The organism is Pseudomonas sp. Choline-02u-1 (assembly GCF_002836515.1).
GTDB lineage: Bacteria > Pseudomonadota > Gammaproteobacteria > Pseudomonadales > Pseudomonadaceae > Aquipseudomonas.
In genome coordinates, this window is sequence record NZ_PJBC01000058.1 from 107,170 (window position 1) to 126,080 (window position 18,911).

Below are 18,911 nucleotides of genomic sequence, written 5' to 3' on the forward strand. Positions count from 1 at the left end.
TGTAGTGCTTCAAAAAAAGCACTACAAAACGTTTGACGAGGCAAAAAAGCGAAGGCATGATGGCCTCGCTCCCGCTAATCAGAGGCCCTGGCAAGGGCCTTCGAAGCGCCGCTCGCACCTACCCCGCGAACCGCTTCGTGTCTGTACCGCCCACAAGGTGTGTTTGACGAGGTTGCCGACTGGAACGAAGTTGTCCCGAGGGACGGAAGCGTATTTAGGTAACCCGGCTTCACGCTGTTGTCCGTATAAAGGCCCACGACGCCCGCATGCGCCCGCAGTCCGCCACTACCTGCTCACTTCCCCCTCGAGCTCATCGTTCATCCCGTCGCCTACCCCGCCAAATCCGACTTGACCACCTAAGCTTCTGGTCAGCGAGCGCAGGAATTTTCCACCGCAGAACAACTTTTCATAAAAGACGCGACGAGGTTTATCTCCATGGCACTGACACGCGAACAGCAAATTGCAGCCCTCGAAAAAGACTGGGCTGAGAACCCGCGCTGGAAAGGCGTGACACGCACTTACTCCGCTGCTGACGTGGTCCGTCTGCGTGGCTCGGTTCAGCCTGAGCACACTTTCGCGAAGATGGGCGCCGAGAAGCTGTGGAACCTGGTCACCCAGGGTGCCAAGCCGTCCTTCCGTCCAGAGAAAGATTTCGTCAACTGCATGGGCGCCCTGACTGGCGGCCAGGCTGTTCAGCAGGTCAAGGCCGGTATCCAGGCGATCTACCTGTCCGGCTGGCAGGTGGCTGCGGACAACAACTCCGCCGAATCCATGTACCCGGATCAGTCGCTGTACCCGGTGGACTCGGTGCCGACCGTGGTCAAGCGCATCAACAACTCGTTCCGTCGCGCTGACCAGATCCAGTGGAAAGCCGGCAAGAACCCGGGCGATGACGGCTACATCGATTACTTCGCGCCAATCGTCGCGGACGCTGAAGCCGGTTTCGGCGGCGTACTGAACGCCTACGAGCTGATGAAAAGCATGATCGAAGCAGGCGCCGCCGGCGTTCACTTCGAAGACCAGCTGGCTTCCGTGAAGAAATGCGGCCACATGGGCGGCAAGGTACTGGTGCCAACCCAGGAAGCCGTGCAGAAGCTGACCGCTGCGCGTCTGGCGGCTGACGTTGCCGGCACCCCAACCATCATTCTGGCGCGTACCGATGCCAACGCGGCAGACCTGCTGACTTCCGACTGCGACCCGTACGACCAGCCGTTCGTGACTGGCGAGCGCACCCAGGAAGGTTTCTACAAGGTTCGCGCCGGTCTGGATCAGGCCATCGCCCGTGGTCTGGCTTACGCGCCGTATGCTGATCTGATCTGGTGCGAAACCGCCAAGCCGGATCTGGAAGAAGCCCGTCGCTTCGCTGAGGCGATCAAGAAGGAATACCCGGACCAGTTGCTGTCGTACAACTGCTCGCCGTCCTTCAACTGGAAGAAGAACCTGGACGACGCGACCATCGCCAAGTTCCAGCGTGAACTGTCTGCCATGGGTTACAAGCACCAGTTCATCACCCTGGCCGGCATTCACAACATGTGGCACAGCATGTTCAACCTGGCGCACGACTACGCCCGCAACGACATGACTGCCTACGTGAAGCTGCAGGAGCAGGAATTCGCTGACGCCGCCAAGGGTTACACCTTTGTTGCGCACCAGCAGGAAGTGGGCACCGGCTACTTCGACGACATGACCACCGTGATCCAGGGCGGCTCGTCGTCGGTGACCGCGCTGACCGGTTCGACCGAAGAAGAGCAGTTCCACTGATAGTGCTTCGCTGAGCAAACGGCCTCTGCGGATCGAACAAAAGCTAACCGCAGAGCCGCAAGACTGACGCCCCGACTGGTTCGGGGCGTTTTTTTGTCTGCGATTCAGCCCCGCAATGGGCCCTTGAACAAATGCCCCCGCCCCAGCAGGAGTCGCCACAGGCTGCGGTCTCTTGATCTTTATCCCGAAAAACCAGATCAAACGATCTCAGCCTACGGCAACTTCAACGTCAATTCCCGCTACCTGTGACGACAGTTCACACCCTGTTTGAACCGTTTGGGGCTAATGCCTTTTTCTCTAAACGCTTAGGGTACGGCCCATCGCCGTGTCGTTGCGGCGCTCCAGACAATAATAAAGACGCTCATTCGAGGTATCAGCCGATGCGTGATGACAAAGACAAGGCTAACAACGAGCTAGGGAATGGCTTGAAAGGACGGCAGGTGACGATGATTTCGATCGGCGGCGTGATTGGCGCCGGTCTTTTTGTCGGTTCAAGCAATGCCATCGCCACCGCCGGCCCTGCGGTGCTGGTGTCGTATGTCTGCGCAGCGGTCATCGTGGTGCTGGTCATGCAGATGCTCGGCGAAATGGCGACTGCGCGGCCGGACACGGGGTCGTTCTCTTCCTACGCCGATCAGGCGATCGGTCGCTGGGCCGGTTTTTCCATTGGCTGGCTGTACTGGTGGTTTTATGTGTTGGTGATTGCCATTGAAGCCATTGTCGCCGGCAACATTCTTGGCGACTGGCTGGGGATTGCCCATTGGATGGCGGCTTTCGGCGTGACGTTTGCGTTGATCCTGTGCAACAGCCTCAGCGTCGGCTCGTTCGGTACTCTGGAATACTGGTTGTCATTGTTCAAGGTCGTGTCGATCGTGGGTTTCATCATCCTCGGCGTGCTGGCGATTTTCGGCATTTTGCCGGGTTCCTCAACGAGCGGGATTTCCAATCTCTACGCCAACGGTGGCTTCGCCCCCAATGGCAATGTGGCAATCGTCGCCGGGTTGCTGACCGCCATGTTCAGCTTTCAGGGCAGCGAAGTGGTCACTATTGCCGCCGCTGAATCCAGGGATCCCAAGGCCAATATCAAGAAAGCCATTCGCGCCGTGGTCTGGCGTCTGGGCCTGTTCTACCTCGGCTCGATGTTCGTGGTGGTCTGCCTGATTCCGTGGAACGCTGCGGATCTGGCGCAGGGTTCTTACCAGGCGGTATTAAGTGCGATGAACATTCCATGGGCGCCGCAGATCATGAGCATCGTCGTGCTGGTGGCGGTAACCAGTTGCCTGAACTCGGCGATTTATACCGCTTCACGCATGGCTTATTCGCTGGCCCGTCGCGGTGATGCGCCTAAAGCCGTTTCGCACACCACCCGTCACGGCGTGCCGTTGCTGGCCGTCGCGCTGACATCGCTCGCCGCCCTGACGGCACTGACCGCCAACTACCTGCTACCCAGGCAAGTGTTTCAGTTCCTGCTGGCCACCAGCGGCGCATTGGCCTTGCTGATGTATCTGGTGATTGCCGTTACGCAATTGTGCATGCGCCGAAAACTCGTCGCCCAAGGCAAGAAACTCGAAGTGCGAATGTGGATGTTTCCGTACCTGACCGTTCTGACGATCGGGTTCATCCTCGGGGTATTCGCGATCATGGCGGCCTTCCCCGGCCAACGCGCAGAACTGCTCTCCACCCTCGGCCTTACGACGGTGCTGGTGATCATTGGCGCTTGTTTGCAGAAATCGCAGCCCGAGTTGTCGGCGCGACGCAGCGCCATGGCCCCGACTGAAAACGTCACGGCGCAAGCATTGTCCTGAAAACCGGCTGCCGCTATGACGTGGCGTCATAGCGAGTGTGCCGACGAGCCTCTTTTTCACAACCGATAAGCTCCCTAATCTGCTTAAGCCCCGGCCAACCTACCTATCGCCGGGGTTTTCAGAAACCACAAGGAACGCCTGATGACGATTGCGCCCAAACCTGACGAACTGGCCATCCCTTATCAACTGCCGCAAGTGCCATACATGGCACCTGACATGGTCCACCCTGGCGTACTCGACCAATGGCTGGAAGACGATCAACTGTGGGTGCCGGTGACGGATTCGGTGTCGTTCAAACCGTTACTGCTCAGTGTTTCCGGTGGCTACTACATCAATCTGTTGCGCGTGCGCAAAAGCGGTGTGCTCTCGCGTCACCGCCACACCGGCGGGGTCCACGCGATGGTGCTGAAGGGCCGCTGGTATTATCTGGAGCATGACTGGGTCGCCGAGCAAGGTTCATTCGCGTTCGAGCCGCCGGGAGAGACTCACACATTGTTCGTGCCGGAAGATGTCGAAGAAATGATCACCTGGTTTCATGTACAGGGCGGTTATACCTACGTCGATCCACAAGGCGTAGCGGTCGGCTACGAAGACGTTTTCACCAAACTGGAAACGGCCCGCGCGCATTACAAAAAGCTCGGGCTGCCAGACGACTACATCGAACAGTTCATTCGCTGATCCGCGCCGTGGCAGGCGCCTGATCGACACGGGAGGCAAGAATTGGATAACTACTCGCAGCTGTTGGCGTTTCTTTGGGCCACAGAGCACGGTAACTTTTCAGCGGCCTCTCGCGCGCACGGTCTGACGCCTTCGGCCATCAGCAAGCTGATCTCCCGCCTGGAGGATCGCTTGCAGGTGCGTCTGTTTCAACGCGGCACACGCAGTTTGTCGCTGACTGAAGAAGGCGCCGCGTATCTGGTCAGCGCCCGTGCGGTAATCAATGCGATGGCCGAGGCGGACTCACTGGCCGAAGCGTTTCCGACGCGGGTCAGTGGCACGCTGCGGATTCACACGATGTCGACGTTCGCCAAACACCAGATCATTCCATGGCTGCCGGAGTTTTTAGCGGCCTACCCCGGGCTTGCGGTCGATATCCAGATTGGCGCGCAGTTCTCCGATCAGTTCGACCAAGGCCTGGATCTGGCGATTCACAGCGGCGTATTGCCTGACTCCACACGGATCGCTCGCAAAATCGGCCAGAGTCGCTGGATCATCTGCGCGTCCCCGGACTACCTCGCCCGCCAGGGAACGCCGGAGCACCCGCGGCAGTTACTCGATCACACGTGTTTCAGCTTTGGCTTCAATAGTGTGTGGAATGACTGGGATTTTCTCATCGATGGCCACCCGATCAGCATCCCGGTGATTCCCAAAGCGACGTTCGCCCAAGGCGATCTGCTGCGTGACCTGGCACTCAGCGGGGCCGGCATTGTGCAGTTGGCCGAGTTTCATATCGGCCACGACATCCGCGAAGGCCGCTTGATCCCGCTGCTGCAAAGCTACGGCCCGGACCGTTTCGAACCGATTTATCTGATCTACACCAATCGCAAGCACCTCAGCCCCAGGATCCGCGTGTTCCGCGACTTTCTTGAACAGAAACTCGCGCAGAGTCCGTGGAACACCGAGCGCGGCTGATCGCTCACCTATCATTAGTACAGAAGCTTCTATGCGTAACCTGATTGGCGATGTATCCAGCGCCGCGCGCATCCTCCCGCAACTCAATGGCGAAACGCTGTTTATCCGCAACGGCAAGGATGCTTACGTTTATGACGATAAAGGTCGCCGCTACATCGACACCGCGCTCGGCTTTGGCGCGGTACTGCTGGGGCATGCCAATAATCGCGTCAATGAACAAGTCGCGGCGGCACTGGCTGACTCTGCCGCGCCGTCATGGGCGCATGTACGCGAACACCCTGCGGCCTCAGCACTGGCGGCGCACACCGGCGCGCTGAGCAAAGTGATTTTCACCAACTCCGGCAGCGAAGCGGTGCATCTGGCCTGCCGCGCTGCCCGCGCCTATACCGGGCGCGGGCGCATTGCGAAAATGGCTGCGGGCTTCGACGGTTGGTTCGACGACGTCAGCTTCGGCAACGTTTCGTCCAGTGAGGCGAATTTCGTTGATGGTCAGCGACCGGCCACGCCGCGCACCACGCTGCTGCGTTTCAATGACTTCGATGATGTCGAGCGACTGTTCGCTGAGGATTCGGATATCGCTGCGGTGATCCTCGAACCGATGCTCGCCAATGCTGGCTGCATCATGCCGGCACCCGGCTATCTGCTGCATGTGCAGGAAGTCGCACATCGGCATGGCGCGCTGGTGATCTGCGATGAAGTGCTGATGGGTTTTCGCTTGTTCGCCGGGCTCGCGGGTTTACAGGCGGGGCTGGATCCGGACATCGCCAGTGTCGGCAAGGCCATTGGCAATGGTGTGCCGGTGTCGGCGATCGTCGGCAAGCCACACATTCTCGCGGGCTTTGAGCAAGGTCGCGTGCTGCGTGGCGGGACGTTCAGCGGCAATCCGATGGCGTGTGCAGCGGTCACCAGCACACTGAATCAATTGGATGACGCGGATTATCAGCGCTTGATTGCCCGGGGCGAGGCCCTGCGAGTTTCGGTGGAGGCCTCGTTCAAGGCGCATGGGATGACGGTGAGTACCAGCGGTTACGGGAATGTGTTCGGGATCTGGCCGTCGGCGCAGGTGCCGAGCAATTATGCCGAGGCGCTGGAGCGTGGTGATGCGCAGTTTAGCCAGGCGCTGCATCTGGCCTTGCGCGAAGCCGGCGTGCTGGTGATGCCCTCGCCTTATGGTCGGATTTATCTGTCGTTCGCACATGATGAAGCGGTGGTTGAAGAGATGAAGGCAGCGTTTGAACTCGCGGCTTCGAAGCTGGCTGGGCATTTGCGCTAAGAGGATCAGTCGGGGCGGGCTCGGCGTGCAAGGCGCCGGGTCTGATGAGGCCCTTCCTGCGCTGTCGCGGGCAAGCTCGCTCCCACGGGGCCCGCCTTCAACCCGCGAGATGAAAACATTGATCCAGCGCGGTACAAGCGTCAGAAATTTCCGCTAAAACGGTAGGCTTCGCTACTTGCAGTAATCGGCAAGTAAGACAACTTCCCAACCCTTAACTCGCCAAACAGTTACAAAACCACCGCAAACGATATCAATTATCATTTAGCCGTAACTATGTTCATTACATAGCCCACAAAACATAATTGACGCAAAACCGGCTAATGCCCGCAACGCATGGGCCGCAGGGCGTTGCGCAAGCGCTATGTCCTTAATCCGGTAAATAATTTCGCCTTTGGAATTTTACTTGCCGGGTGTTTAGCCATAAAATCAGCCCGATTGATTGCTGCGACATATCGTCACTGCCATTTTCTTTATCAAGCTCAGAGACCTTTGCTCTCTGTTAAGGATTACCAGCATGCCCGAAGCGACAGGACTCATGGCCCACAACTGGGGCTTTGCCATTTTCCTTCTGGGTGTCGTCGGCCTCTGTGCCTTCATGCTTGGCGTCTCCAGCCTCCTCGGGTCAAAAGCCTGGGGTCGCAGCAAAAACGAACCGTTCGAGTCGGGCATGCTACCTACCGGTGGCGCCCGCTTGCGGCTCTCAGCCAAATTCTATCTGGTCGCGATGCTCTTCGTGATCTTCGATATCGAAGCCCTCTTTCTCTTTGCCTGGTCTGTGTCCGTCCGCGAAAGCGGCTGGACCGGATTCGTCGAAGCTCTCGTTTTCATAGCAATTCTGTTGGCAGGTCTTGTCTACCTGTTCCGAGTGGGCGCCCTTGACTGGGCTCCGGAAGCTCGTCGCAAGCGGCAGGCGAAGCTGAAACAATGAGGCTTTGGCAATGCAATACAATCTCACCAGGATCGACCCCGATGCTCCTAACGAGCAGTATCCGATTGGCCAGCGGGAAACCGTTGCTGATCCGTTAGAAGATCAAGTCCACAAAAACATTTTCATGGGCAAGCTGGAAGACGTGCTGAGTGGCGCGGTCAACTGGGGACGTAAAAACTCCCTGTGGCCGTACAACTTCGGCCTGTCGTGCTGCTACGTGGAAATGACCACCGCCTTCACGGCGCCCCACGACATCGCGCGCTTTGGTGCCGAAGTCATCCGGGCCTCGCCGCGTCAGGCCGACTTCATGGTTATCGCCGGGACCTGCTTCATCAAGATGGCGCCGATCATTCAGCGTCTCTACGAGCAGATGCTCGAACCGAAATGGGTTATTTCCATGGGTTCGTGCGCCAACTCCGGTGGCATGTACGACATCTACTCCGTGGTTCAAGGCGTGGACAAGTTCTTGCCCGTGGACGTCTACGTACCTGGCTGCCCGCCCCGTCCGGAAGCATTTCTGCAAGGCTTGATGCTGTTGCAGGAATCGATTGGACAGGAGCGCCGTCCGCTTTCCTGGGTCGTTGGTGATCAAGGCGTCTATCGCGCCGACATGCCATCGCAGAAGGAACAGCGCCGCGAACAGCGAATCGCAGTCACCAACCTGCGCAGCCCTGACGAAGTCTGATCCAGATCTGTTCCTAGTAACGAGAAGCTGGCTTCATTCTTTACGTTGACCGAAAGCGAAAAAATAACCATGACTACAGGCAGTGCTCTGTACATCCCGCCTTACAAGGCAGACGACCAGGATGTGGTCGTCGAATTGAACAACCGCTTTGGCGCCGAAGCGTTCACCGCGCAGGCAACCCGCACCGGCATGCCGGTGCTGTGGGTGGCGCGCGCCAGGCTGGTTGAAGTCCTGACTTTCCTGCGTAACCTGCCCAAGCCGTACGTCATGCTCTATGACCTGCACGGCGTGGACGAGCGTCTGCGCACCAAGCGTCAAGGGCTGCCGACCGGCGCCGATTTCACCGTGTTCTATCACCTCATGTCGCTGGAGCGTAATAGTGACGTGATGATCAAGGTCGCGTTGTCCGAAGGCGACCTCAGCATGCCTTCCGTCACCAGCATCTGGCCGAACGCTAACTGGTACGAGCGCGAAGTCTGGGACATGTTCGGCATCGACTTCAAAGGCCACCCGCACCTGTCGCGCATCATGATGCCGCCGACCTGGGTAGGTCACCCGCTGCGCAAGGACTTCCCGGCGCGCGCCACCGAATTCGATCCGTTCAGCCTCAACCTCGCCAAGCAGCAGCTTGAGGAAGAAGCCGCGCGTTTCCGCCCTGAAGACTGGGGCATGAAGCGTTCCGGCGCCAACGAGGACTACATGTTCCTCAACCTCGGCCCGAACCACCCTTCGGCGCACGGTGCGTTCCGCATCATCCTGCAGCTGGACGGTGAAGAGATCGTCGATTGCGTTCCCGACATCGGTTACCACCACCGTGGTGCCGAGAAGATGGGCGAGCGTCAGTCCTGGCACAGCTACATTCCCTACACCGACCGCATCGACTACCTCGGCGGCGTGATGAACAACCTGCCGTACGTGCTCTCGGTCGAGAAGCTGGCCGGCATCAAGGTGCCGCAGAAGGTCGACGTCATCCGCATCATGATGGCCGAGTTCTTCCGGATCACCAGCCACCTGCTGTTCCTGGGTACCTACATCCAGGACGTCGGCGCAATGACGCCGGTGTTCTTCACCTTCACCGACCGTCAGAAGGCGTACACGGTGATCGAAGCGATCACCGGTTTCCGTCTGCACCCGGCCTGGTACCGCATCGGTGGTGTTGCCCACGACCTGCCGCGCGGCTGGGAAAAGCTGGTCAAGGATTTCGTCGAGTGGATGCCCAAACGTCTGGACGAATACACCAAGGCTGCGCTGCAGAACAGCATCCTCAAGGGCCGTACCGTCGGCGTTGCTGCCTACAACACCAAAGAAGCCCTGGAATGGGGCGTCACCGGTGCCGGCCTGCGTTCGACCGGTTGCGATTTCGACCTGCGTAAAGCGCGTCCGTACTCGGGCTACGAAAACTTCGAATTCGAAGTACCGCTGGCCGTCAACGGCGATGCCTACGACCGCTGCATGGTCCGCGTCGAAGAGATGCGCCAGAGCATCAAGATCATCGATCAATGCATGCGCAACATGCCGGAAGGCCCGTACAAGGCGGATCACCCGCTGACCACGCCGCCGCCCAAAGAGCGCACGCTGCAGCACATCGAAACCCTGATCACGCACTTCCTGCAGGTTTCGTGGGGCCCGGTCATGCCGGCCAACGAATCCTTCCAGATGATCGAAGCGACCAAGGGCATCAACAGTTACTACCTGACGAGCGACGGCGGCACCATGAGCTACCGTACCCGGATCCGCACTCCGAGTTTCCCGCACCTGCAGCAGATCCCTTCGGTGATCAAAGGCAGCATGGTCGCGGACTTGATTGCGTACCTGGGTAGTATCGACTTCGTTATGGCCGACGTGGACCGCTAAGCATGAACAGCACGCTTATCCAGACAGACCGTTTCACCTTGAGTGAAACCGAGCGCTCGGCCATCGAGCACGAGCTGCATCACTACGAAGACCCGCGCGCGGCGTCGATCGAAGCCCTGAAGATCGTTCAGAAGGAACGCGGCTGGGTGCCGGATGGCGCCCTCTACGCGATCGGCGAGATCCTCGGCATCCCGGCCAGCGACGTTGAAGGCGTGGCGACGTTCTATAGCCAGATCTTCCGTCAACCGGTCGGCCGCCACATCATTCGCGTCTGCGACAGCATGGTCTGCTACATCGGTGGCCACGAATCGGTGGTCAGCGAAATCCAGAACAATCTGGGCATCGGCCTGGGTCAGACCACCGCCGACGGTCGTTTCACCCTGCTGCCTGTCTGCTGCCTCGGCAACTGCGACAAGGCACCGGCGCTGATGATCGACGACGACACCTTTGGCGACGTGCAGCCTGCTGGCGTGGCCAAACTGCTCGAGGGCTACGTATGACCCTGACATCATTTGGTCCAGCCAACCGCATCCAGCGTTCGGCCGAGACTCACCCGCTGACCTGGCGTCTGCGCGACGACGGCGAAGCCGTGTGGCTCGACGAGTACCAGGCCAAGAACGGTTACGCCGCTGCGCGCAAAGCCTTCGCCGAGATGGATCAGGACGCGATCGTCCAGACCGTCAAAGACGCTGGCCTCAAGGGTCGCGGCGGCGCCGGCTTCCCCACTGGCGTGAAGTGGGGCCTGATGCCCAAGGACGAATCCATCAACATCCGCTACCTGCTGTGCAACGCGGATGAAATGGAGCCGAACACCTGGAAAGACCGCATGCTGATGGAGCAACTGCCCCATCTGCTGATCGAAGGCATGCTGATCAGTGCCCGTGCGCTGAAAACTTACCGTGGCTACATCTTCCTGCGCGGCGAATACACCACCGCCGCCAAGCACCTCAACCGTGCCGTGGAAGAAGCCAAGGCGGCCGGCCTGCTGGGCAAGAACATTCTCGGTTCGGGTTTCGATTTCGAGCTGTTCGTCCACACCGGCGCCGGGCGTTACATCTGCGGTGAAGAAACCGCACTGATCAACTCCCTCGAAGGCCGCCGCGCCAACCCGCGCTCCAAGCCGCCCTTCCCTGCCGCCGTCGGCGTGTGGGGCAAGCCGACCTGCGTGAACAACGTCGAAACCCTGTGCAACGTGCCGGCGATCATTGCCGACGGCGTTGACTGGTACAAATCGTTGGCCCGCGAAGGTTCCGAAGACATGGGCACCAAGCTCATGGGCTTCTCCGGCAAGGTCAAGAACCCGGGCCTGTGGGAACTGCCATTCGGCGTCACCGGTCGCGAGCTGTTCGAAGACTACGCCGGCGGCATGCGCGACGGCTTCAAGCTCAAGGCCTGGCAGCCAGGGGGTGCCGGTACCGGTTTCCTTCTGCCGGAGCACCTCGACGCACAAATGTATGCCGGCGGCATCGCCAAGGTCGGCACGCGGATGGGTACCGGTCTGGCGATGGCAGTGGATGACAGCGTCAACATGGTCTCGCTGCTGCGCAACATGGAGCAGTTCTTCGCCCGTGAATCGTGCGGTTTCTGCACCCCGTGCCGCGATGGCCTGCCATGGAGCGTCAAGCTCTTGATGGCCATCGAACAGGGCAAGGGTCAGCCAGGCGACATCGAGACCCTGCTGGGTCTGGTCGGTTTCCTCGGCCCGGGCAAGACCTTCTGTGCTCACGCACCGGGTGCCGTGGAGCCATTGGGCAGTGCCATCAAATACTTCCGTCCAGAGTTCGAAGCCGGTATCGCGCCTGTCAGCGCCGCCGTCCCGCCTCTGGCAAGGCCGATCGTAGTCGGCGCGTAAACGCTTAAAAAGGCGAAGGGTCCGTGCCCTTCGCCTTTCGTCCGATGACGCCCTTCGGGGCTGACTGGATTCGGACGCATCACAAGATTCCATTAGCCACGCCCGCTGACACCGGGCCAACGAAGACCTTTGAACCATGGCCACTATCCACGTAGACGGCAAAGCGCTCGAAGTCGACGGGGCAGACAACCTGTTACAGGCATGTCTGTCGCTGGGCCTCGACATTCCATATTTCTGCTGGCACCCCGCGCTTGGTAGCGTCGGGGCCTGCCGCCAGTGCGCGGTCAAGCAGTACACCGACGAGAACGACACCCGTGGTCGCATCGTCATGTCCTGCATGACGCCTGCCACCGACAACACCTGGATCTCCATCGACGATGAAGAATCCAAGGCGTTCCGCGCCAGTGTTGTCGAATGGCTGATGACCAACCACCCGCACGACTGCCCGGTGTGCGAAGAAGGTGGCCACTGCCACCTGCAAGACATGACGGTGATGACCGGCCACAACGAGCGCCGTTATCGCTTCAGCAAACGCACCCACCAGAACCAGCAACTGGGCCCGTTCATTTCCCACGAAATGAACCGCTGCATCGCCTGCTACCGCTGCGTGCGTTTCTACAAGGACTACGCTGGCGGCACCGACCTCGGTGTATTCGGCGCCCACGACAACGTGTACTTCGGTCGCGTTGAAGACGGCACCCTCGAAAGCGAGTTCTCCGGCAACCTCACCGAGGTCTGCCCGACCGGTGTGTTCACCGACAAGACTCACTCCGAGCGTTACAACCGTAAATGGGACATGCAGTTCGCCCCGAGCATCTGCCATGGCTGCTCGAGCGGTTGCAACATCTCCCCGGGCGAGCGTTACGGTGAACTGCGCCGCATCGAAAACCGGTTCAACGGTTCGGTGAACCAGTACTTCCTCTGCGACCGTGGCCGTTTCGGTTATGGCTACGTCAACCGCACCGACCGCCCACGTCAGCCGCTGCTGGCCGACGGCACCAAGCTGAGCCTGGACGACGCGCTGGACAAAGCCGCCGACCTGCTGCGCGGCCGTAACATCGTCGGTATCGGTTCGCCGCGTGCCAGCCTCGAAAGCAACTACGCGTTGCGCGAACTGGTCGGCGCCGAGCACTTCTACTCGGGTATCGAAGCGTCCGAGCTGGAGCGCATCCGTCTGGTTCTGCAGGTGCTCAAAGACAGCCCGCTGCCAGTGCCGAACATGCGCGACATCGAAGACCACGACGCGATCTTCGTCCTCGGCGAAGACCTGACCCAGACCGCCGCGCGCATGGCGCTGGCCCTGCGTCAATCGGTCAAGGGCAAGGCTGAAGACATGGCCGAAGCCATGCGCGTCCAGCCTTGGCTCGACGCGGCAGTGAAGAACATCGGTCAGCACGCGCTGAACCCGCTGTTCATCGCCAGCCTCGCCGAAACCAAGCTCGACGACGTTGCCGAAGAATGCGTACACGCCGCTCCCGATGATCTGGCACGCATCGGTTTCGCCGTTGCTCACGCCCTGGATGCCAGCGCCCCGGCCGTTGAAGGTCTGGACGCAGAAGCTCTGGAACTGGCGCAGCGCATCGCCGATGCCTTGCTCGCCGCCAAGCGTCCGCTGATCATCGCCGGTACTTCGCTGGGCTCCAAAGCCTTGATCGAAGCTGCCGCGAACATCGCCAAAGCCCTGAAGCTGCGCGAGAAGAACGGTTCGATCAGCCTGATCGTGCCGGAAGCCAACAGCCTCGGCCTGGCCATGCTCGGTGGCGAATCAGTCGATGCCGCGCTGCAAGCGGTCATCGATGGCAAGGCCGATGCGATCGTCGTGCTGGAAAACGATCTGTACACCCGCACTGCCAAAGCCAAGGTCGACGCTGCACTGAACGCTGCGAAAGTGGTGATCGTTGCCGACCATCAGAAAACCGCCACCACCGAACGCGCGCAACTGGTTCTGCCAGCAGCGAGCTTCGCCGAAGGCGACGGTACGCTGGTCAGCCAGGAAGGCCGCGCCCAGCGCTTCTTCCAGGTTTTCGATCCGCAGTACCTCGACGCGAGCATTCTGGTACACGAAGGCTGGCGCTGGCTGCACGCTCTGCGTGCGACCCTGCTGAACCAGCCGATCGACTGGACGCAACTCGACCACGTCACTGCTGCCGTGGCATCGAGCACCGCACAACTGGCGCGCATCGTTGATGCGGCACCGTCGGCTGCGTTCCGCATCAAGGGTCTGAAACTGGCGCGTGAGCCGCTGCGTTATTCCGGTCGCACCGCGATGCGCGCCGATATCAGCGTTCACGAACCGCGTACCCCTCAGGACAAGGACACCGCGTTTGCCTTCTCCATGGAAGGTTACTCGGGCTCTGCCGAACCGCGTCAGCAGGTGCCGTTTGCCTGGTCGCCGGGCTGGAACTCGCCACAAGCGTGGAACAAGTTCCAGGACGAAGTCGGTGGTCACCTGCGTGCTGGCGATCCGGGCACCCGCCTGATCGAAAGCACCGGCGACTCGCTGAACTGGTTCGCCGCCGCGCCGCGTGCCTTTAACCCGGCGCCGGGTACCTGGCAAGCCGTGCCGTTTTTCCACCTGTTCGGCAGCGAAGAAAACTCTTCGAAAGCCGCACCGGTGCAAGAGCGCATTCCGGCCCCTTACGTGGCACTGGCGAAATCCGAAGCGGATCGTCTGGGTGTCAACGACGGTGCCCTGCTGAGCCTGAACGTGGCCGGCCAGACCCTGCGTCTGCCGCTGCGCATCAATGAAGAACTGGGCGCCGGTCTGGTGGCATTGCCTGCGGGCATCGCCGGCATTCCACCGGCATTCGCCGGCGTGTCCGTCGACGGTCTGCAGGAGGCAGCGCAATGACCTGGTTCACCCCTGAAGTGATCGATGTGATCCTGACGGTCATCAAAGCCATCGTGATTCTGCTGGCCGTGGTGGTCGCAGGTGCGTTGCTGAGCTTTGTCGAACGTCGCCTGCTGGGCTGGTGGCAGGACCGTTACGGTCCGAACCGCGTTGGCCCGTTCGGTATGTTCCAGATCGCCGCCGACATGTTGAAGATGTTCTTCAAGGAAGACTGGACCCCGCCGTTTGCCGACAAGGTGATCTTCACCCTGGCACCGGTGGTGGCCATGTCCGCCCTGTTGATCGCCTTCGCGATCATCCCGATCACCCCGACCTGGGGCGTGGCGGATCTGAACATCGGCCTGCTGTTCTTCTTCGCAATGGCCGGTCTGTCGGTGTACGCGGTGCTGTTCGCCGGCTGGTCGAGCAACAACAAGTTCGCCCTTTTGGGCAGCTTGCGTGCCTCGGCGCAGACCGTTTCCTACGAAGTGTTCATGGGCCTGGCCCTGATGGGCATCGTGGTGCAGGTCGGTTCGTTCAACATGCGCGACATCGTCGAATACCAGGCGCAGAACCTGTGGTTCATCATTCCGCAGTTCTTCGGCTTCTGTACCTTCTTCATCGCTGGCGTCGCCGTGACTCACCGTCACCCGTTCGACCAGCCGGAAGCGGAACAGGAACTGGCTGACGGTTACCACATTGAATACGCCGGTATGAAATGGGGCATGTTCTTCGTCGGTGAATACATCGGCATCATCCTGATCTCGGCGCTGCTGGTCACCCTGTTCTTCGGTGGCTGGCACGGTCCGTTCGGCATCCTGCCGCAACTGTCCTTCGTCTGGTTCGCACTGAAGACCGCGTTCTTCATCATGCTGTTCATCCTGCTGCGCGCGTCCATTCCGCGTCCGCGTTATGACCAGGTGATGGATTTCAGCTGGAAATTCTGCCTGCCACTGACCCTGATCAATTTGCTGGTGACCGCTGCGGTTGTGTTGTTGAACACGCCTGCGGTTGCGGTTCAGTGAGGATTTGACCCATGTTCAAATATATTGGCGACATCGTTAAGGGTACCGGTACCCAGTTGCGCAGCCTGGTCATGGTCTTCGGCCATGGCTTTCGCAAGCGCGACACCCTGCAATACCCCGAGGAGCAGGTCTACCTGCCGCCGCGCTACCGTGGCCGCATCGTCCTGACCCGCGACCCCGATGGCGAAGAGCGCTGCGTAGCCTGCAACCTGTGCGCCGTGGCGTGCCCGGTGGGGTGCATCTCGCTGCAGAAAGCTGAAACCGAAGACGGTCGCTGGTACCCGGACTTCTTCCGCATCAACTTCTCGCGCTGCATTTTCTGCGGTCTCTGCGAGGAAGCCTGCCCGACCACCGCGATCCAGCTGACGCCGGATTTCGAGATGGCCGAGTTCAAACGTCAGGACCTGGTGTACGAGAAAGAAGATCTGCTGATCTCCGGCCCCGGCAAAAACCCTGATTACAACTTCTATCGTGTTGCAGGTATGGCAATCGCTGGCAAGCCGAAAGGCGCTGCGCAGAACGAAGCCGAACCGATCAACGTGAAGAGCTTGCTGCCTTAAGGAAGAACGATGGAATTCGCTTTCTATTTCGCATCGGGTATTGCTGTGGTGTCCACGCTTCGTGTGGTCACCAACACCAACCCTGTGCACGCCCTGCTCTACCTGATCATCTCGTTGATCGCCGTGGCCATGACGTTTTTCGCGCTCGGCGCACCGTTTGCCGGTGTGCTGGAAGTGATCGCCTACGCCGGCGCCATCATGGTGCTGTTCGTGTTCGTGGTGATGATGCTGAACCTTGGCCCGGCCTCGGTTCAGCAGGAACGCACCTGGCTCAAGCCCGGCATCTGGGCGGGCCCGGTGATTCTTGCCGGGCTGCTGCTGGCCGAACTGCTGTATGTGCTGTTCGCTCACCAGAGCGGTCAGGCCATCGGCCACACCACCGTAGACGCCAAGGCCGTGGGCATCAGCCTGTTCGGCCCGTACCTGCTGGTGGTCGAACTCGCCTCGATGCTGCTGCTCGCCGCAGCCGTCACGGCGTTCCATTTGGGCCGTAACGAGGCGAAGGAGTAAGACATGCCTGCTATCCCTCTCGAGCATGGATTGGCCGTTGCCGGCATCCTGTTCTGCCTTGGTCTGGTCGGCCTGATGGTCCGCCGCAACATTTTGTTCGTGTTGATGAGTCTGGAAGTGATGATGAACGCCTCTGCCCTGGCCTTCATCGTTGCGGGCGCCCGCTGGGCGCAGCCGGATGGACAGATCATGTTCATCCTGGTGATCAGCCTTGCAGCGGCCGAGGCCAGTATTGGTCTGGCGATCCTGCTGCAACTGTATCGCCGCTTCCACACGCTCGATATCGACGCTGCCAGTGAGATGCGCGGATGAACCTGATCTTTCTGACTTTCGTATTTCCTCTCATCGGTTTCCTGCTGCTGTCGTTCTCCCGTGGACGCTGGTCGGAAAACCTCTCGGCGCTGGTCGGCGTGGGTTCCATTGGCTTGTCGGCGATTGTCACCGCCTACGTCATCTGGCAATTCAACGTCGCGCCTCCAGAAGGCGGTCACTACACCCTGGTGCTGTGGCAGTGGATGGCGGTGGAAGGCTTCAAGCCTGATTTCGCCCTGTACATCGACGGCCTGTCGATCACCATGCTCGGCGTGGTGGTCGGCGTCGGTTTCCTGATCCACCTCTTCGCGTCCTGGTACATGCGCGGCGAAGCGGGTTACTCACGCTTCTTCTCGTACACCAACCTGTTTATCGCCAGCATGCTGTTCCTGGTGCTCGGCGATAACCTGTTGTTCCTGTACTTCGGCTGGGAAGGCGTGGGCCTGTGCTCGTACCTGTTGATCGGTTTCTACTACAGCAACCGCAACAACGGTAACGCGGCACTCAAGGCCTTCATCGTGACCCGGATCGGTGACGTGTTCATGGCCATCGGCCTGTTCATCCTGTTCCAGCAAGTGGGCACGTTGAACATTCAGGAACTGCTGGTGCTGGCACCGCAGAAATTCCAGGTCGGCGACTTCTGGATCACCCTCGCCACCCTGATGCTGCTGGGTGGCGCGGTCGGTAAATCGGCACAACTGCCGCTGCAAACCTGGCTCGCTGATGCGATGGCCGGCCCTACCCCGGTGTCGGCACTGATTCACGCCGCGACCATGGTAACCGCCGGTGTCTACCTGATCGCCCGTACCCACGGTCTGTTCACCCTGGCGCCGGACATCCTGCACCTGGTCGGCATCGTCGGTGGTGTGACGCTGGTACTGGCCGGTTTCGCCGCGCTGGTGCAAACCGACATCAAACGTATCCTCGCCTACTCGACCATGAGCCAGATCGGCTACATGTTCCTGGCGCTGGGCGTGGGTGCCTGGGAAGGCGCGATCTTCCACCTGATGACCCACGCCTTCTTCAAGGCCCTGCTGTTCCTTGCCTCCGGTGCGGTGATCGTTGCCTGCCACCACGAGCAGAACATCTTCAAGATGGGTGGTCTGTGGAAGAAACTGCCACTGGCCTACGCCAGCTTCATCGTCGGTGGTGCTGCACTGGCTGCTCTGCCACTGGTCACCGCAGGCTTCTACTCCAAGGACGAAATCCTCTGGGAAGCGTTCGCCAGCGGCAATCAGGGTCTGCTTTACGCAGGTCTGGTCGGTGCGTTCATGACGTCGCTGTACACCTTCCGCCTGATCTTCATCGCGTTCCACGGTGAAGCCAAGACCGAAGCCCATGCCGGCCACGGCATTGCGCACTGGCTGCCACTGTCGGTGCTGATCGTGCTGTCGACTTTCGTTGGCGCGATGATCGTGCCGCCGCTGCACGGCGTGTTGCCGCAAAGCGTTGGTCATGCCGGTGGCGAAGCCAAGCACAGTCTGGAAATCGCCTCGGGCGCCATCGCCCTGGCCGGTATCCTGCTGGCGGCCCTGCTGTTCCTCGGCAAGCGTCGTTTCGTCACGGCGATCGCCAACAGCGGCATCGGCCGTTTCCTTTCGGCCTGGTGGTTCGCTGCCTGGGGCTTCGACTGGATCTACGACAAACTGTTCGTCAAGCCGTACCTTGCGATCAGCCATGTACTGCGCAAAGACCCGCTCGACCAGACCATCGGTCTGATCCCGCGTATGGCCAAGGGTGGTCACACTGCCCTGAGCCGTACCGAGACCGGTCAACTGCGTTGGTACGCCGCCTCGATGGCTGCTGGTGCCGTGCTGGTAATCGGCGCCATCGTGCTGGTAGCGGTCTGATATGAACCTTGCGAATTTGCGAAAGGAAACGAGC

At 60.2% G+C, this 18,911-nt stretch carries 16 protein-coding genes; all 16 read left to right on the forward strand.

The window, feature by feature from the left end; translation table 11 throughout:
* Positions 1-435 precede the first annotated feature (435 nt).
* The 16 genes from aceA (at position 436) to nuoL (ending at position 18,877) form a co-directional block, all read left to right on the forward strand.
* Entirely contained in the window at positions 436-1,761 is a 1,326-nt protein-coding gene (gene aceA / locus CXF97_RS14585; RefSeq protein ID WP_016775277.1) for an isocitrate lyase, read from the forward strand.
* A gap of 380 nt (positions 1,762-2,141) precedes the next feature.
* Complete coding sequence (locus CXF97_RS14590; protein ID WP_101159106.1) at positions 2,142-3,566, forward strand: amino acid permease; 1,425 nt, start codon at positions 2,142-2,144, stop codon at positions 3,564-3,566.
* Positions 3,567-3,707: 141 nt separating this feature from the next.
* Positions 3,708-4,244 (forward strand): 2,4'-dihydroxyacetophenone dioxygenase family protein, encoded by a 537-nt coding sequence (locus CXF97_RS14595; protein WP_101159107.1) that lies wholly within the window; start codon positions 3,708-3,710, stop codon positions 4,242-4,244.
* A gap of 42 nt (positions 4,245-4,286) precedes the next feature.
* Complete coding sequence (locus CXF97_RS14600; protein ID WP_101159108.1) at positions 4,287-5,198, forward strand: LysR family transcriptional regulator; 912 nt, start codon at positions 4,287-4,289, stop codon at positions 5,196-5,198.
* A 31-nt stretch (positions 5,199-5,229) separates the two neighbouring features.
* Positions 5,230-6,471: an aspartate aminotransferase family protein gene (locus CXF97_RS14605; RefSeq protein ID WP_101159109.1), complete on the forward strand. Its 1,242-nt coding sequence runs from the start codon at positions 5,230-5,232 to the stop codon at positions 6,469-6,471.
* 514 nt (positions 6,472-6,985) lie between these two features.
* The gene (locus CXF97_RS14610) at positions 6,986-7,399 is read left to right on the forward strand and encodes an NADH-quinone oxidoreductase subunit A (protein WP_003223812.1); all 414 of its coding nucleotides are present in this window, start codon (positions 6,986-6,988) and stop codon (positions 7,397-7,399) included.
* A gap of 10 nt (positions 7,400-7,409) precedes the next feature.
* Positions 7,410-8,084 carry an NADH-quinone oxidoreductase subunit B family protein gene (locus CXF97_RS14615; protein WP_016775278.1) on the forward strand — a complete coding sequence of 225 codons (675 nt, stop codon included), beginning with the start codon at positions 7,410-7,412 and terminating at the stop codon, positions 8,082-8,084.
* Between the two features lie 69 nt (positions 8,085-8,153).
* Positions 8,154-9,938: an NADH-quinone oxidoreductase subunit C/D gene (nuoC, locus tag CXF97_RS14620; protein ID WP_101159110.1), complete on the forward strand. Its 1,785-nt coding sequence runs from the start codon at positions 8,154-8,156 to the stop codon at positions 9,936-9,938.
* A gap of 2 nt (positions 9,939-9,940) precedes the next feature.
* Positions 9,941-10,438, forward strand: a complete 498-nt coding sequence (nuoE, locus tag CXF97_RS14625) for an NADH-quinone oxidoreductase subunit NuoE (RefSeq protein ID WP_003223804.1) — start codon at positions 9,941-9,943, stop codon at positions 10,436-10,438.
* Positions 10,435-11,790 (forward strand): NADH-quinone oxidoreductase subunit NuoF, encoded by a 1,356-nt coding sequence (nuoF, locus tag CXF97_RS14630; RefSeq protein ID WP_024013417.1) that lies wholly within the window; start codon positions 10,435-10,437, stop codon positions 11,788-11,790. Before nuoE ends, nuoF begins: the two co-directional genes overlap by 4 nt.
* Positions 11,791-11,926: 136 nt before the next feature.
* Entirely contained in the window at positions 11,927-14,641 is a 2,715-nt protein-coding gene (nuoG, locus tag CXF97_RS14635) for an NADH-quinone oxidoreductase subunit NuoG (RefSeq protein WP_101159111.1), read from the forward strand.
* Positions 14,638-15,645, forward strand: coding sequence for an NADH-quinone oxidoreductase subunit NuoH (gene nuoH, locus CXF97_RS14640; RefSeq protein ID WP_039763316.1), 1,008 nt, complete (start codon positions 14,638-14,640; stop codon positions 15,643-15,645). Before nuoG ends, nuoH begins: the two co-directional genes overlap by 4 nt.
* An 11-nt stretch (positions 15,646-15,656) precedes the next feature.
* Positions 15,657-16,205 (forward strand): NADH-quinone oxidoreductase subunit NuoI, encoded by a 549-nt coding sequence (gene nuoI / locus CXF97_RS14645; RefSeq protein ID WP_016775283.1) that lies wholly within the window; start codon positions 15,657-15,659, stop codon positions 16,203-16,205.
* A gap of 9 nt (positions 16,206-16,214) precedes the next feature.
* Positions 16,215-16,715 carry an NADH-quinone oxidoreductase subunit J gene (gene nuoJ / locus CXF97_RS14650; RefSeq protein ID WP_090284375.1) on the forward strand — a complete coding sequence of 167 codons (501 nt, stop codon included), beginning with the start codon at positions 16,215-16,217 and terminating at the stop codon, positions 16,713-16,715.
* 3 nt (positions 16,716-16,718) lie between these two features.
* On the forward strand, positions 16,719-17,027 hold the full coding sequence (nuoK, locus tag CXF97_RS14655) for an NADH-quinone oxidoreductase subunit NuoK (RefSeq protein ID WP_003180046.1): 309 nt from the start codon (positions 16,719-16,721) through the stop codon (positions 17,025-17,027).
* Complete coding sequence (nuoL, locus tag CXF97_RS14660) at positions 17,024-18,877, forward strand: NADH-quinone oxidoreductase subunit L (RefSeq protein ID WP_101159112.1); 1,854 nt, start codon at positions 17,024-17,026, stop codon at positions 18,875-18,877. The genes nuoK and nuoL overlap by 4 nt, the downstream gene beginning before the upstream one ends.
* Positions 18,878-18,911: the final 34 nt, after the last annotated feature.

Bases quoted from the DNA above. Each gene is read 5' to 3' on its own strand.
- aceA (WP_016775277.1), top strand. From the start codon at position 436: ATGGCACTGACACGCGAACAGCAAATTGCAGCCCTCGAAAAAGACTGG.
- CXF97_RS14590 (WP_101159106.1), top strand. From the start codon at position 2,142: ATGCGTGATGACAAAGACAAGGCTAACAACGAGCTAGGGAATGGCTTG.
- CXF97_RS14595 (WP_101159107.1), top strand. From the start codon at position 3,708: ATGACGATTGCGCCCAAACCTGACGAACTGGCCATCCCTTATCAACTG.
- CXF97_RS14605 (WP_101159109.1), top strand. From the start codon at position 5,230: ATGCGTAACCTGATTGGCGATGTATCCAGCGCCGCGCGCATCCTCCCG.
- CXF97_RS14610 (WP_003223812.1), top strand. From the start codon at position 6,986: ATGCCCGAAGCGACAGGACTCATGGCCCACAACTGGGGCTTTGCCATT.
- CXF97_RS14615 (WP_016775278.1), top strand. From the start codon at position 7,410: ATGCAATACAATCTCACCAGGATCGACCCCGATGCTCCTAACGAGCAG.
- nuoC (WP_101159110.1), top strand. From the start codon at position 8,154: ATGACTACAGGCAGTGCTCTGTACATCCCGCCTTACAAGGCAGACGAC.
- nuoE (WP_003223804.1), top strand. From the start codon at position 9,941: ATGAACAGCACGCTTATCCAGACAGACCGTTTCACCTTGAGTGAAACC.
- nuoF (WP_024013417.1), top strand. From the start codon at position 10,435: ATGACCCTGACATCATTTGGTCCAGCCAACCGCATCCAGCGTTCGGCC.
- nuoG (WP_101159111.1), top strand. From the start codon at position 11,927: ATGGCCACTATCCACGTAGACGGCAAAGCGCTCGAAGTCGACGGGGCA.
- nuoH (WP_039763316.1), top strand. From the start codon at position 14,638: ATGACCTGGTTCACCCCTGAAGTGATCGATGTGATCCTGACGGTCATC.
- nuoI (WP_016775283.1), top strand. From the start codon at position 15,657: ATGTTCAAATATATTGGCGACATCGTTAAGGGTACCGGTACCCAGTTG.
- nuoJ (WP_090284375.1), top strand. From the start codon at position 16,215: ATGGAATTCGCTTTCTATTTCGCATCGGGTATTGCTGTGGTGTCCACG.
- nuoK (WP_003180046.1), top strand. From the start codon at position 16,719: ATGCCTGCTATCCCTCTCGAGCATGGATTGGCCGTTGCCGGCATCCTG.
- nuoL (WP_101159112.1), top strand. From the start codon at position 17,024: ATGAACCTGATCTTTCTGACTTTCGTATTTCCTCTCATCGGTTTCCTG.